The organism is Nocardia cyriacigeorgica (assembly GCF_029868385.1).
GTDB classification, from domain to species: Bacteria; Actinomycetota; Actinomycetes; order Mycobacteriales; family Mycobacteriaceae; genus Nocardia; species Nocardia cyriacigeorgica_F.
This window is the reverse complement of the sequence record NZ_JARWNX010000056.1, coordinates 187,102-199,899: the sequence shown is the minus strand read 5'-3', so window position 1 is coordinate 199,899 and position 12,798 is coordinate 187,102. Positions and strand designations below refer to the sequence as shown.

The 12,798-nt window shown below is 67.9% G+C and carries 12 protein-coding genes; 6 read left to right on the top strand and 6 right to left on the bottom strand.

All coding sequences use genetic code 11. The features are described 5' to 3' along the window. Positions 1 to 45: 45 nt before the first annotated feature. Positions 46 to 804, bottom strand: coding sequence for an SDR family NAD(P)-dependent oxidoreductase (locus tag QH168_RS18830; protein ID WP_280236017.1), 759 nt, complete (start codon positions 802 to 804; stop codon positions 46 to 48). Between the two features lie 115 nt (positions 805 to 919). Further along, positions 920 to 1,447, bottom strand: coding sequence for a flavodoxin family protein (locus QH168_RS18825; RefSeq protein WP_280236016.1), 528 nt, complete (start codon positions 1,445 to 1,447; stop codon positions 920 to 922). 195 nt (positions 1,448 to 1,642) lie between these two features. On the opposite strand from QH168_RS18825, the gene QH168_RS18820 reads away from it, so the two are divergent. The 3 genes from QH168_RS18820 to QH168_RS18810 all read left to right on the top strand — a co-directional run bounded on the left by QH168_RS18820 (position 1,643) and on the right by QH168_RS18810 (position 3,916). Continuing rightward, complete coding sequence (locus QH168_RS18820) at positions 1,643 to 2,059, top strand: DUF302 domain-containing protein (protein ID WP_280236014.1); 417 nt, start codon at positions 1,643 to 1,645, stop codon at positions 2,057 to 2,059. A 177-nt stretch (positions 2,060 to 2,236) separates the two neighbouring features. After that, complete coding sequence (locus QH168_RS18815) at positions 2,237 to 3,058, top strand: alpha/beta fold hydrolase (RefSeq protein WP_280236013.1); 822 nt, start codon at positions 2,237 to 2,239, stop codon at positions 3,056 to 3,058. A gap of 30 nt (positions 3,059 to 3,088) precedes the next feature. Then, entirely contained in the window at positions 3,089 to 3,916 is an 828-nt protein-coding gene (locus QH168_RS18810; protein WP_280236011.1) for a MerR family transcriptional regulator, read from the top strand. 121 nt (positions 3,917 to 4,037) lie between these two features. On the opposite strand, the gene QH168_RS18805 is transcribed toward QH168_RS18810, so the two are convergent. From QH168_RS18805 to ppsA, 3 genes are all read right to left on the bottom strand, one after another. After that, positions 4,038 to 5,783 (bottom strand): GAF domain-containing sensor histidine kinase, encoded by a 1,746-nt coding sequence (locus QH168_RS18805; RefSeq protein ID WP_280236009.1) that lies wholly within the window; start codon positions 5,781 to 5,783, stop codon positions 4,038 to 4,040. A gap of 60 nt (positions 5,784 to 5,843) precedes the next feature. Further along, on the bottom strand, positions 5,844 to 6,494 hold the full coding sequence (locus tag QH168_RS18800; protein WP_280236008.1) for a response regulator transcription factor: 651 nt from the start codon (positions 6,492 to 6,494) through the stop codon (positions 5,844 to 5,846). A gap of 170 nt (positions 6,495 to 6,664) precedes the next feature. Beyond that, on the bottom strand, positions 6,665 to 8,947 hold the full coding sequence (ppsA, locus tag QH168_RS18795; protein ID WP_280236007.1) for a phosphoenolpyruvate synthase: 2,283 nt from the start codon (positions 8,945 to 8,947) through the stop codon (positions 6,665 to 6,667). 146 nt (positions 8,948 to 9,093) lie between these two features. Here ppsA and QH168_RS18790 point away from each other — a divergent pair, with 146 nt between their 5' ends. The 3 genes from QH168_RS18790 (at position 9,094) to QH168_RS18780 (ending at position 12,189) form a co-directional block, all read left to right on the top strand. After that, positions 9,094 to 10,008 carry an ABC transporter ATP-binding protein gene (locus QH168_RS18790; protein ID WP_280236006.1) on the top strand — a complete coding sequence of 305 codons (915 nt, stop codon included), beginning with the start codon at positions 9,094 to 9,096 and terminating at the stop codon, positions 10,006 to 10,008. Beyond that, the gene (locus tag QH168_RS18785) at positions 10,005 to 11,612 is read left to right on the top strand and encodes an ABC transporter permease (protein ID WP_280236005.1); all 1,608 of its coding nucleotides are present in this window, start codon (positions 10,005 to 10,007) and stop codon (positions 11,610 to 11,612) included. The genes QH168_RS18790 and QH168_RS18785 overlap by 4 nt, the downstream gene beginning before the upstream one ends. A gap of 193 nt (positions 11,613 to 11,805) precedes the next feature. After that, a complete protein-coding gene (locus QH168_RS18780; protein WP_280236003.1) occupies positions 11,806 to 12,189 on the top strand; it encodes a VOC family protein in 384 nt (127 codons plus the stop codon). 69 nt (positions 12,190 to 12,258) lie between these two features. On the opposite strand, the gene QH168_RS18775 is transcribed toward QH168_RS18780, so the two are convergent. Next, positions 12,259 to 12,696 carry a glycosyl hydrolase family 65 protein gene (locus QH168_RS18775; protein WP_432421128.1) on the bottom strand — a complete coding sequence of 146 codons (438 nt, stop codon included), beginning with the start codon at positions 12,694 to 12,696 and terminating at the stop codon, positions 12,259 to 12,261. Positions 12,697 to 12,798: the final 102 nt, after the last annotated feature.

Sequence of the window (12,798 nt, the reverse complement as noted above, 5' to 3'; positions counted from 1 at the left end):
CAAAAGCCCTCACTCGGCCCGACATTCGGGCCGTTGTCGAGCGGTTCAGGACTGATCGATCAACGCCATGCCCGCGGTCGCACCACCGTCGATGACGAATTCCGATCCGGTGGAGAACGTCGCCTCGGTCACGACGAAAGCGATCATGGCGGCCACCTCGTCCGGTTCACCGAAGCGGGGCAGCGGCTGACCGGCGGCGATCCGCTCATCCATCCCGGCGGTCATCGGAGTATGGATCGGACCGGGATGCACCGAGCAGACCCGCACGCCGGCGCTGCCGAGTTCGATGGCGGCGGCTTTCGTCAGGCCACGCAGACCCCATTTGCTGGCGACGTATCCGGCGACACCCGAATACCCGATCAGCCCTGCCGTGGAGGAGACATTGACGATCACGCCGTTCCCGGCGGCACGCAACCGTGGTGCGGCCAGATGCATACCGAGCCAGGCGCCGGTGAGATTCACCTCGATCACATGCCGGAACATGGCGGGGGATTCGGTTTCGACACCGCCGAAATCGACGATGCCCGCATTGTTGACCAGCACGGCGAGCGGCCCGAAGGCGGCTTCGGCATCGTCGAGGACGCGGCGCCACCTATTCTCGTCGGTGACATCGAGGCGCCGGTACATGGCGGATGGTCCCAGCGCGGCGGCGGTGGCCTCGCCTTCCCGATCGAGGATGTCCGCGAGCACGATTCCCGCTCCGGTCTTGGCGAGCGCATGCGCTGTGGCGGCGCCGATGCCGCGGGCCGCGCCCGTGATGACGACGCTGCGGCCGGACAGATCGGGTCCAGAAGTATCGGGCATGGTGATCGACTCCTTCGCACGGTGATGAGCTGCGTGCTGTCAGCCTCGCGCGATGCCGGGGCGTGCGCGATGGTCGAATGTCGTTGATCGGCAGGGTCTTACGTCCCCGGCCGGATCAGGAGTGCTGTGCTGTCCGCCGGATTTCGGTGTCGGCGAGCGCCGCCGCCCATGAGCGCGCCCGCTCGAGTTCGCCGTCGCGCAGTGGGCCCGTCATACCGTCGACCAGAAAGTCCATCGGGTCGCCGGCCAGCTGATAGCCGAGTTTGCGGAGCCGTTTCGCGGCGCCGCGCGCGGACGAACCCGGCAGCCAGGGCGGTTTCGCCACCTTCGTGCCGAACGCCGCCGCACGGCTACCCGCCGGGGCCGGATCTAGGTTGTCGAGCCATTCGCGGATCCCGACGTCCACCGTGATCGGCGCGTCCGTGCGGCTGGCGGCATCGGCGCGGGTATTGGGTCGGCTCAATCCGAACGCGTGCGTCGGACCGCCGACCACCACCAGATCGACCGGAGGCAGCGGCGCCGCGTCGGCGGCGGCGATATCGAGCACTTCCACCGAGGCATGTTCGGCAAGTCCGTCGGCGATCGCCCGAGCGACCGCCTCGGTATTGCCATACATGGATTCGTAGACGACGCGGGCACGCATAACGGCCTCCTCCACTGCTGGAATGTGCGTTCATCGCCGACGGTATTGCCGGAGGCGGTGGCATCGACAGTGCCGAACGACCCGTGGAAGAGGACCTTCGTCGGTTCCCGCACGGTCGGGGCGCAGGGAGAATGGGTGCGAGCAGACTCGCAGGGTCGGCGACGGCACCGGCCTGCACCCGGAAGGAGTGAACCGATGCGACCGGCACTGACCGCCACACTGCACACCGGCTTCGACGAGGCCGTCACCCGCACTCGAGACGCCCTGGCACAGCAGGGATTCGGTGTCCTCACCGAGATCGATATGCGGGCGACCCTGAAGGACAAACTCGGCGCCGAGATCGAGGACTACCGGATTCTCGGCGCCTGCAACCCGCCGCTCGCCCACCGAGCGGTGACAGCGGATCGTCGGATCGGGTTGCTGCTGCCCTGCAACGTCGTCGTGCGCCGCGATCCCGGCGCCGACTCCACCGTCATCGTCGAAGCGATGGACCCCGATGTCATGGTGCAGGTCACCGACAACCCCGCCGCCCTGCGACCCATCGCCGCGAGCGCGGAGGCCAAGCTCAGGGCCGCGCTCGACTCCCTCGACGAGGGGGCCGCGTCGGGCTGACGCCGGGCATCCACGCTCGATGAGTACGAGTCGATCATCGATGAGTGGCTGGGATGTTCTGCCATAGACCTGAGGCAGATCGGGACGTGCTGTCGGTTGCTCGGAGCCCTGGTCAGGGATGCAACGGACGGCACAGCGCTTCGGCAGTTGACCCTGACGCAGGGGCAACCCCTCAGCATGATCGGCATGACTGCGAAAACCACTCACTTCATGGTCCGACACGACGGTGTCACGATTGCGGTGTCCCGCGGCGGTCGGGGACGACCGCTGGTCCTGTGCCCCGGGCTCCTCACGACACAAGCTGATCTGCACGAGCTGACCGATCTGTTGCGGCGCGATCATGACGTGGTGACCTTCGACCTGCGAGGTCATGGTCTCTCTTCGGCCGCCGACCGGTACTCCTTCGCGGTATTCCTGGGCGATTTCGCCGCTGTGATGGCGGAGGTGAGACACCTCGATCTGCCCTCGCCGCCCGTACTCGTCGGCCACTCACTGGGTGCGGACCTCGTCGTGCACTATGCCCGTGAGTATCCCGGCAGCGCCGCTGAGATGGTTCTCATCGACGGGGCGAACCCGGTGCCCGAACCATTCATCACCGAGGCCGACCTACCGGAGTTCCGGGTAATGTTCGACGGCCTCACGACATGGACCGAGGGTGCCAAAGGCACCCCGCGTCAGGTGATGCTCACGGCACAGGAAATCCTCGACGTGAATCTCGAGGTGGATATGGTGCGGTCGGCAATCCTCGACCAGTATCGGAAGATCAACTGTCCGATCAGGATGATCATGTCGACGTCGATGGCCGGCGACAGCGGCGAAGGCCGTGCACCGTGGCTCAATCAAAACTGGCAGGCCGGTATCGACCGGTTGGTCCGCGACCAGCCGCACATCTGCACCACATGGCTCGACGCCGGGCACGGGCTGCTCGTCACTCACGCCCAGGAGATCGCCCGGATCATCCAGGACACACAGGGCCCAGCCTGCCAGGCAACTTCGTAACAGTCCCCACAGATCATGGAGACTGGTCCGGTGCTGACAATCAGCGAGGTGGCCTCCTACGCCGGAGTGACAGTACGAGCGGTGCGGCACTACCACGCCAAAGGACTGCTGCCGGAGCCGGACCGCGACCACTCCGGTTATCGCAGGTACGACGCAGCTACCGTGGTCGAGCTGATCAGAATCCGGACGCTCGCCGAGGCCGGAGTTCCGCTGGCGCGCGTCCGGGAACTCCTACAGGCCGACACAGAGAAGTTCGCGTCTGCGGTCGCAGACATCGACGAGCAGCTGCGTGCAGAAATCCGGCAGCGGCAGCGGCTACGTAAACGAATCGCCCGGCTCGCTGCCGGGGACAACCTGGCGCTGCCTTCGGAGTTGGTCGAATTTCTCGACCAACTGCGGGCACTCGGAGTCGACGAGCGGATGGTCCAGGTCGAACGCGACGGCTGGATCCCGCTGGTCGCGCGTTCGCCCGAACGCATCCCGGACTGGATCACACGCAAGCGGAAACAGATCGCAGACCCGCAGCTCATCGACTTCTATCTCACGCTGAGCCGGGCTCTGGACCAGACCGACGACCGAAACCTCGTCGAGTTGGCCGACAATATGACCTCATATATCACGCAGATAGCCGACGAACAGGGCGAAGACTATCTCAATGATCCCGAGATCGAGCCACCGTTGGTCGAACTGCTGGACACACTGGCGTTCGATACTTGGCCGCCGGCCCGACGACTGACCGAACTACTGAAGAAGCGCGGCTGGAACGGCTGGTCCAAGCTCCAGCGGATAGACCCACCAGATGGCGTCGAAACGGCTCCTCCGACTACGGATCGGCCGGGGCAGGTCGGTGTCGGGTAGCTCGGCGCGATTGTGCGGCGTAGCGTCCGCGTCCGCGGCGTTCACACCGTCGAATATCGCCGCGCCGGCAGCGGCACGGCACGTCGGCTACTGCCGTCCGTGTTCGCTGGGCAGCCCGGCTCTAGGGCGTGTCCGGCACTCGAGGCAGCGGCACCGACCAGCGCAGGACCGTGCCCCTGGCAGGGCTTTCCACACTGAAGGTGCCACCGGCCTGTTCGGTGCGAGCGGCCATATTCGCCAGTCCACTGCGGCGCTCGATGTTCTTCGGCAGACCCACGCCGTCGTCGCTGACCTCGAGGACGACATCGTCACCGATGGTCAGTTTCACCGACACGGTACTGGCGTGCGCGTGCCTGATCACATTGCTGAGCGCTTCTCGGAGCACGGCCTCCACATGGTCGAACATGGTGGGGCTCAATACCGAGACCGGTCCCGAGAGTCGGACGGTGGTGCGCAGGTCGGTCTCCGCGGTCATCTCGGCGACCACCGCGTGCAGGCGTTTGCGCAGTACCGGTGTCTCGGCGGTGGAACTGGCGTGCAGGTCGAAGATCGAATGCCGGATGTCCTGCACGATCGACTGGACGTCGTTGACGGTATCGGCGAGGCGCGTCTTCACCTCGGGTGCGCGGGCGCGCTGCACCGTGCCCTGGAGGGACAGGCCCACCGCGAACAGCCGCTGGATGACGTGGTCGTGCAGATCGCGGGCGATCCGGTCGCGTTCGGAGACCACATCGAGTTCACGCATCCGGCGCTGCGTATCGGCCAGCTGCAATGCGAGCGCCGCCTGGTCGGCGAAGGCGGTCATCATCTTTCGCCCGGTCGAATCGTGGCTCGCCATCCCGGCCGGGCGCACCGTGGTCAGCACGCCGATGACCGAATGCCCGGCCCGCAGGGGTGACATCTCGATCGACACATCGGCGTTGGCGGGCCCGAACAGCCGGTCATCGGGGGAGCCGGGGGTGCGCTGGAAGGTCAGGCTCGCGGTCGACCAGTGCACGGGGATCGGCTGCCCCACCAGGGTGTCGGCGTGGGCGCCCGCCGCGGAAGCGATCACCAGTTCGGTGATCTCCTCGCTGGGGGTATCGGGATCTTCCGGTAGCGCCAGATAGGCCGTCGCCGCGCCTGCCAGTTCCTGGGCGCGTTCGGCGATCAATTGCCGGACATCGGACGGTGCGCCACCGGCCAGCACCGCGGCGGCCACCTCCTGCGTGGCCTCCAACCACTGCTGGCGCACCTGCGACTCCTCGTAGAGCCGGGCATTGGCGATCGCGATGCCCGCCGCGGCCGCCAACGCCTGGACGACCACCTCGTCGTCGGCGGTGAACTCCTGGCCGTTGGCCTTCTCGGTCAGATAGAGGTTGCCGAAGATCTCATCGCGTACCTGCACCGGGACACCGAGAAAGGTGCGCATCGGCGGATGGTTCGGCGGAAAACCCACCGAGGAGGGGTGCTCGGCCATATTCGCCAACCGGATCGGCTTGGGTTGCTCGAACAGCAGACCGAGCACACCGTGGCCGCGGGGCAGATCCCCGATCAGCACCCTGGTGCGGTCGTCGATGCCCTCGTAGACGAACTCGGCCAGATTCTTGGAGGTCTTGTCCGCCTCGCGGACACCGAGCGCGCCATACCCGGCGTCGACCAGTTCGATCGCGGTATGCACGATCGACCGCAACGTATTGTCCAGATCCAGCCCGGCCGTGACCACGAGCATGGCGTCGATGAGCCGATCCATCTGGTCGCGCACACCGATGATCTCCGCGATCCGATCCTGCACTTGGACGAGCAGTTCGCGCAGCCGGGACTGGGCCAGTGTCTCGATCACCGGTGGCCTGCCGTTCCGGCTGGCGCCAGAGGAAGGGCCATGCATATCAGCATTCTGGCATCCGGCGCCCACTGATAGCGGGGTGATGCCAGGAATGGGCGCCGCTCAGTGCGTGTCCTTGCGGGCGGGGTCCAGTTTGGAGGCCAGCACCGCGGCCTGGGTGCGGCGTTCGACACCCAGTTTGGTGAGCAGCCGCGACACATAGTTCTTCACCGTCTTCTCGGCCAGGAACATTCGCGCGGCGATCTGCCGGTTGGTCAACCCTTCACCCAGTAGGGCCAGCAGTTTCCGTTCCTGCTCGGTCAGCGCGGCGAGGGGGCCCTTCTGTTCTTCGGCCTCGGCCCGCAGTTTGGCCATCAACGCGGCGGCGGCGCGGTTGTCGAGCAACGATTTGCCCGCCCCGACGGCGCGGATGGCGTCGACCAGATCGGTGGTACCGATGTCCTTGACGACATAGCCGCTCGCTCCGGCGAGGATGGCGTCGAGCATGGCCTGCTCATCGGTGAAGGAGGTGAGGATCAGACAGCGCAGATCATCGTGACGGGTGAGCAACTCACGACACAGCTCGATCCCATTGCCATCGGGCAGTCGCACATCGAGCACCACGACCTCCGGCCGGGTGGCGGGGATACGGGCCAGCGCATGATCGACCGTGCCCGCCTCGCCGACCACTTCCAGATCGGGCTCCGCGCCGATCAGATCGCCGACGCCGCGTCGCACGATCTCGTGGTCATCGACCAGGAACACTCGCACCATCGACCGACTCCTTTCACTGATGCCTCCAGCTTACGAACAACCGCGCTGCCCGGTCGCGAACTCACGGCGGCCACCGGGGCGACGGAGCTGTCGCGGCCTGTCACCGGCGCAGGCGTCGCTGCGGAGCGGCGGCGGTGCGAAAAGGTCACGATCTGGTCGTGCGCCATGGTTCAGACCGATTCCCGGCCGAGGGCGTGGTCGAGGACCAGTCGCTGTTCGGCCGCGGCGACGATGCGGCGCACGGCGGGCGCGGCGTCGGGTGATACCGAGATCGAGGTGATGCCGAGGCGCACCAGATGCTCGGCGAACTCGGGACGATTCGACGGCGCCTGCCCGCACAGCGATGACGTGATCCCGAGCCGTCGCGCGGTTTCGACGATACGTGATATCGCGTCCAGCACAGCGGGATCGGATTCATCGAACAGTTCCGCGCACTGCTCGGAATCGCGGTCGACGCCGAGGACCAACTGGGTGAGGTCATTGCTTCCGATCGATACGCCGTCGATACCGAGCCCCACGTATTCGGGCAGCCAGTACAGCACGGACGGCACTTCGGCCATCACCCAGCGATGCAGGCCGCGCTGGGCGCCGAGCGGACTGTCGGCGACCAACGTCAGACAGGCCTCCAGCTCCCACCGGGTGCGGACGAACGGGATCATCAGATGCAGGTTCGGTGTGGCTTCACGGACGCGGGCGAGCGCGGCCAGTTCGAGCGAGAACACCTCGGGTTCGCGGAGATAGCGGTAGCAGCCGCGATATCCGATCATCGGATTCTGCTCGACCGGCTCGTAGAGGGAGCCGCCCTCCAGCGCGCGGAATTCGTTGCTGCGCAGATCGCTGGCCCGGTAGACGACCGGCCGCGGATGGAACGCGGCGGTGATCCGGTGCAGCGATCGCGCCAGCTGTTCGATGAACGCCTGCTGCTGCCCGCGCGCGATCAGTTCTTTCGGATGTTTCCCGCCGAGTGCCTGGGCCAGCAGGGTTTCCGCGCGCAGCAGCCCGACGCCGTCGACATCGGTGGCGGCGACCCGTTCGGCCGCCTCGGGCAACGCGAGGTTGACATAGATCCTGGTGGCGGTCGGGACACCGGCCTCCGCACGCGGTACGGCGACAGCTGTGGTGATCGCGGTGGCCGGGGTGGACCGTCCGGCGCGGACCTCGCCCGCGGACCCGTCGACGGTGACCACCGCGCCGTCGACCAGGGCCGTGGTGGCGGTGCGGGTGCCGACGACACACGGCACCCCGAGTTCACGGGCCACGATCGCGGCATGGCAGGTCATACCGCCGCTGTCGGTGACCACCGCGGCACTGCGGGCGATGGTCGGCAGCCAATCCGGGCTGGTCATCGGCGCCACCAGGACCTCGCCCGCTCGCAGCGCACCGCCTTGGTCGGGGGCGTCGAGCAGGCGTACGGCGCCCTCGGCCACACCCGGTGCGGCCGCGAGCCCGCGCACCAGCACCGGCGCCTCGTTCGGCGGCGTGGGTGTCGAACGATCTGGTTCGTCGGGCAGCATCGTGATCGGACGCGCCTGCACGAGCCACAGCGTGTCCTCGTCGAAGGCCCATTCGACGTCCTGCGGTGTTCCGCCGTGGTGGGCTTGGACCGCGGCCGCCAACCGGGCCACTGCCACCGCCTGCTCCTCGTCGAGCACCGGTGCCGCGCCCTGTTCGTCGTCGACGGCGACCCGGCGATCACCGTCGGGTCCGGCGACGATCGCGTAACGCTGGTTGCCGGTGCGGGTTTCGAGCAGGCGTGGCCCGGCGGCATCGAGCACATAGGTGTCGGGTTCGACGGCGCCCGATACCACCACCTCGCCCTGGCCGCGTGCCGCGTCGACGACGATGCGGTCACGGCGTCCGGTGGCCGGATCGGCGGTGAACGCCACCCCGGCCCGCCTGGCCGCGACCATCCGCTGCACGACCACGGCCATCGCCGGGGTCCGCCGCATCCCGCGACGGGCGCGGTAGGTGACCACGCGCGGGGTGAACAACGACGCCCAGCAGTCGGTGACGGCGGCGAGCAGGGCGTCGTCGCCGCGGATATTGGTGCGTGAGAGGTTCATTCCGGCGAACGAGGACCTCGCGCTGTCCTCACCGATGGCCGACGACCGGACCGCGACGGCCACCGCATCGCCGAGTTCGTGATAGGCGGACCGGATGGCGTGCCGGACGGTGTCGTCGAGTGGGGCGTTGCGCACAAGCTCGCGCATTCTGGCGCACAGCTGCCGCATCGTCGTATCGGAGCTGTCGAGGGCCAGCGTGTGCAGCCGCTCCAGTTCGGTGCCGGTGGCACCGGCCAGCACGATGTGGTCGTAACAGCTGCGCAGGATGACGAAGCCCGGCGGCACCGGCAGCTGCGCGGCCACCAGTTCCCCCAGGTTGGCGCCCTTGCCTCCGGCGCGGTCGGTATCGGTGAGGCGTAGCTCGGCGAAAGTGGCTGTGTAGTCGCCCATGGCTCGGCTCCGATCAGGTCGATCTCGCGTAGGTCGATGTTTTCAGCCTGACTCGAGGCGGTAACCCCTGTTCAGAGTCGTGGTGCCCGTGCCGATGGGACTTTCGGCTCTGCTCGGTCGGCCGCGTCGGTAGCGACGATGGAACGATGTTCACCGATGCAGCGATCGCGGTATCCGGGCTCACCAAATCGTTCGGCCGCACCAAGGCCCTCGACGACCTGGACCTGACGGTCCGGGTGGGTGAGGTGCACGGTTTCCTCGGCCCGAACGGTGCGGGCAAGACCACCACCATCCGCATCCTGCTCGGCCTGCTGCGCGCCGATGCCGGACGCATCCGCGTGCTCGGCGGCGACCCGTGGACCGATGCGGTGGCGCTGCACGCGCGGCTCGCGTACGTGCCCGGTGAGGTGACGTTGTGGCCGGGGATCACCGGCGGGGAGATCATCGATCTGATGGGCAGATTGCGCGGCGGCCTGGACCGCCACCGCCGGGCGGAGCTGCTGGAACGATTCGATCTGGACCCCACGAAGAAGGCGCGCGCCTACTCCAAGGGCAATCGGCAGAAGGTGGCGCTGGTCGCGGCGCTCGCCTCCGATGCCGAACTGCTGCTGTTGGACGAGCCGACGGTCGGCCTCGATCCGCTGATGGAGGCGGAATTCCAGAACTGTGTCCGCGAACTCGTCGCGCGCGGCCGGACCGTGCTGCTGTCGAGCCATATCCTCGCCGAGGTCGAGGCGCTCTGCGACCGGGTCAGCATCATCCGCGGCGGGCACACCGTGGAAAGTGGTGCGCTCGACGAACTGCGCCATCTCACTCGCACCACCGTCACGATCAGATCCGACCATCCGGCCAGGGCGCTCGAGACGACCGTCGGGGTGCACAACCTCGTGATCGACGGCCGCCACGCCCGATTCGACGTCGACCTCGCCCATCTGGACACGGTGTTGCGTGTGCTGGCCGATCTCGGCGTGCGGAGCCTCACCAGCACCGCGCCCACCCTCGAAGACATCTTCCTGCGCCACTACGGTGAGATCGCCACGCCCAGCGAGGTGGCCTCATGACCACCGTCGGTGCTGCGCCCGGCAGCGTGACCGGCACCGCCGCGCTGCTGCGTTTCGCGCTGCGCCGGGAGCGGTTCACGCTGCCGCTGTGGCTGCTCGGGATCGGCGCACTGTTGGCGATGCAGTCGCTGGGCAGCCAACGTTTCTACGGCACTCCCGAGGAACTCGCCCAGCTCCGGTCCACGATCGGCGCCAATGCCGCCGCGCTCGCCACGGGTGGCCCGGTCCGGCTGCTCGACTCCATCGGTGGTGAGGTGCTGTTCGAGGTCTTCGCCTATCTGGCGATTGTCGCCGCCTTGATGAATATGTTCGTGATCGGGCGGCACACCCGCTCGGATGAGGAGACCGGCCGGGCGGAGCTGATCCGATCGACGCGGGTAGGGCGACGGGCGCCTGCGGTGGCGGCGCTCGCCCTCGCGGCTGTCGCCGATTGCGGTGCGGCGCTGGTCGTCTTCGGTACCGCGGCGGCCACCGGCCTACCGGTGGGCGGCTCGATCCTCACCGGGGTGGCGATCGGGGGGATCGGGTTCACCTTCGCCGCGGCGACCACACTGGCCGCGCAGATCTTCGAAAACCCGCGCAGCGTCTACGGATCGATCACCCTGGCCATCGCCGCCGCCTACGTGCTGCGCGCGGTCGGGGATGTCGGCAACGACGCCATCGCCTGGACCTCACCCATCGGCTGGGGTCAGCGCAGCTACCCCTACGTCGTGGATCGCTGGTGGCCGATCCTGCTGTTCCCGATCGCGTCGGCGGCACTGATCGCAGCGGCGTTCTTCGTGCTCGAACGCCGTGATTTCGGTGCGGGCCTGTTCCGGTACGGCACCGGCCGGGCCTCGGCTTCGGCGGTGCTCGGCTCGCCACTGGGTTTGGCGTGGCGGTTGCAGCGCGGTGTGCTGACCGCCTGGTGTGTCGGGGTCTTCGCCCTCGGTGTGGCCTACGGATCGTTCGCCGACAGCATCGAACAGTATCTGGCCGACAATCCCGCCATCGCCGCCTATCTGCCGGGCGGGGTGGCGGACGCGGTGAACTCCTACCTCACTCTGGTCCTCTCGATCACCTCGTTGCTCGCGGCTGCCTACGGCATCACCGCCGCACTGCGGGCTCGCGGCGAAGAGTCCGCGGGTACGGCGGATGCGGTGTTGGCGGCCCCGGTCGGTCGTGGCGCCTGGCTCGGCAGCCATCTCACCGTCGTGCTGGCGGGCAGCGCGCTGGTGGCGGTCGTCGGCGGTCTGGGCGCGGGCGTGTCCTACGGCGTGACGATCGGCGATACCGCACAGCCCACGAGACTCGCCGCGGCGGCACTGGTGTACGTACCCGCCGTCTGGGTGGTCCTCGCGATCGCCGTACTCGGTTTCGGCTGGATCCCGCGCGCCGCGGCGGCGCTGGCCTGGGTCGTGTTCGCCTACTGCGTGGTGGCGATCCTGTTCGCCGACGCTTTCGACCTGCCCGAATGGTTCGACACCGGCTCCCCGTTCCGGCACACGCCGCAGGTCCCGCTCGAAGACGCCGCCGCCGCGCCCATCCTCACCCTGCTGGTCGTCGCCGCAGCCCTGCTCGCGGCCGGGCTGATCGGATTCCGCCGCCGCGACATCGGCTACTGAGGCCGCCGCGCCGACCCGTGCGCGCGACCGTTTCGCGGGTCCGGCGAGCCCGTGACGAGCGTAAAGTGGGGCGAGCCGCGCGTGGGTCGATGGACGCGCCACGGCGCCGGACGTCCGCGACGAACGGTCGTCCGCATTCCCTGATGGATGGTCCGTCGGGTCGGCGGACCGGTTCGGTGAGAGGCGGAACGCTGTGACAAACCGGGTTGTGCACTTCGAGATCCCGTTCGACGACGGTGACCGCGCGCGAGCCTTCTACCGGGACGCGTTCGACTGGCAGGTCAACGAAGTCCCCGATATCGACTACACGCTGGTGATGACGGGACCACTCGGCGCGGACGGCATGTCCTCGGAGCCGGGCTACATCAACGGCGGCCTGACCCGGCGCGGCGAGGTGACCTCACCGGTGCTGACGATCGAGGTCGACGATATCGAGGGTGCGCTGGCGAAGATCGGATCGCTCGGCGGCACAACGGTCGCCCCGAAATCTGCGGTGGGCGATATGGGTTTCACCGCCTACTTCGCCGACCCCGAAGGCAATCTGATCGGACTGTGGGAGAACGCCGCGCAACCGTGACGAGGGCGGCGCTCTGCCGCTCCGCGATATGGCGCCCGCTCCGGGCGGCTTGTGCCGATGGCGGCCGAACTAGGGCCGATCGGGGGTCAGCGCCACCTCCCATACCTGACCCGGCCCGATATCACGTTCGACGTTTTCCACATGCACGCGGATGCGTGCCGCCGCGCTCGGGGGCAATCGGAGGGTGACCCGCGTGTGGGTGACGGTGATGGTGATGGGTTGGCCGCGATAGGACACCGTGAACTCGGCCTCGGTGAGTTCGGCCGGGAGCACCGGATGCAGCCGCAGCGTGTCGTGCCGGGTTTCGATGCCGCTGTAGCAGCGCAGGATCATATCGGCGGTACCGGCCATCGCACCCAGGTGAACGCCTTCGCGGGTGGTGCCGCGCTGGGTGTCGGCGTGGTCGGCTTCCAGGTAGATGGGGTTCCATCCGCCCGGACTCGCACTGGCCGCCCCACCGCCCCAACCGTGTTGCGGCCGCGGCGGATCTGCGCGCTTCGTGCACATATCGATCCTGCGCGTGGCCGGTGCGGAAGAGAAGTGTCTTTCGTCCACGAAAGACACGCGAAGGACCGGAGCGCCACGCCGCGCCCAGGACGGACAATGCTG

What these genes read in the sequence shown, in the direction of transcription:
- QH168_RS18830 (WP_280236017.1), bottom strand. Translation starts at nt 804, where the DNA reads ATGCCCGATACTTCTGGACCCGATCTGTCCGGCCGCAGCGTCGTCATC.
- QH168_RS18825 (WP_280236016.1), bottom strand. Translation starts at nt 1,447, where the DNA reads ATGCGTGCCCGCGTCGTCTACGAATCCATGTATGGCAATACCGAGGCG.
- QH168_RS18820 (WP_280236014.1), top strand. Translation starts at nt 1,643, where the DNA reads ATGCGACCGGCACTGACCGCCACACTGCACACCGGCTTCGACGAGGCC.
- QH168_RS18815 (WP_280236013.1), top strand. Translation starts at nt 2,237, where the DNA reads ATGATCGGCATGACTGCGAAAACCACTCACTTCATGGTCCGACACGAC.
- QH168_RS18805 (WP_280236009.1), bottom strand. Translation starts at nt 5,783, where the DNA reads ATGCATGGCCCTTCCTCTGGCGCCAGCCGGAACGGCAGGCCACCGGTG.
- QH168_RS18800 (WP_280236008.1), bottom strand. Translation starts at nt 6,494, where the DNA reads ATGGTGCGAGTGTTCCTGGTCGATGACCACGAGATCGTGCGACGCGGC.
- ppsA (WP_280236007.1), bottom strand. Translation starts at nt 8,947, where the DNA reads ATGGGCGACTACACAGCCACTTTCGCCGAGCTACGCCTCACCGATACC.
- QH168_RS18790 (WP_280236006.1), top strand. Translation starts at nt 9,094, where the DNA reads ATGTTCACCGATGCAGCGATCGCGGTATCCGGGCTCACCAAATCGTTC.
- QH168_RS18785 (WP_280236005.1), top strand. Translation starts at nt 10,005, where the DNA reads ATGACCACCGTCGGTGCTGCGCCCGGCAGCGTGACCGGCACCGCCGCG.
- QH168_RS18775 (WP_432421128.1), bottom strand. Translation starts at nt 12,696, where the DNA reads ATGTGCACGAAGCGCGCAGATCCGCCGCGGCCGCAACACGGTTGGGGC.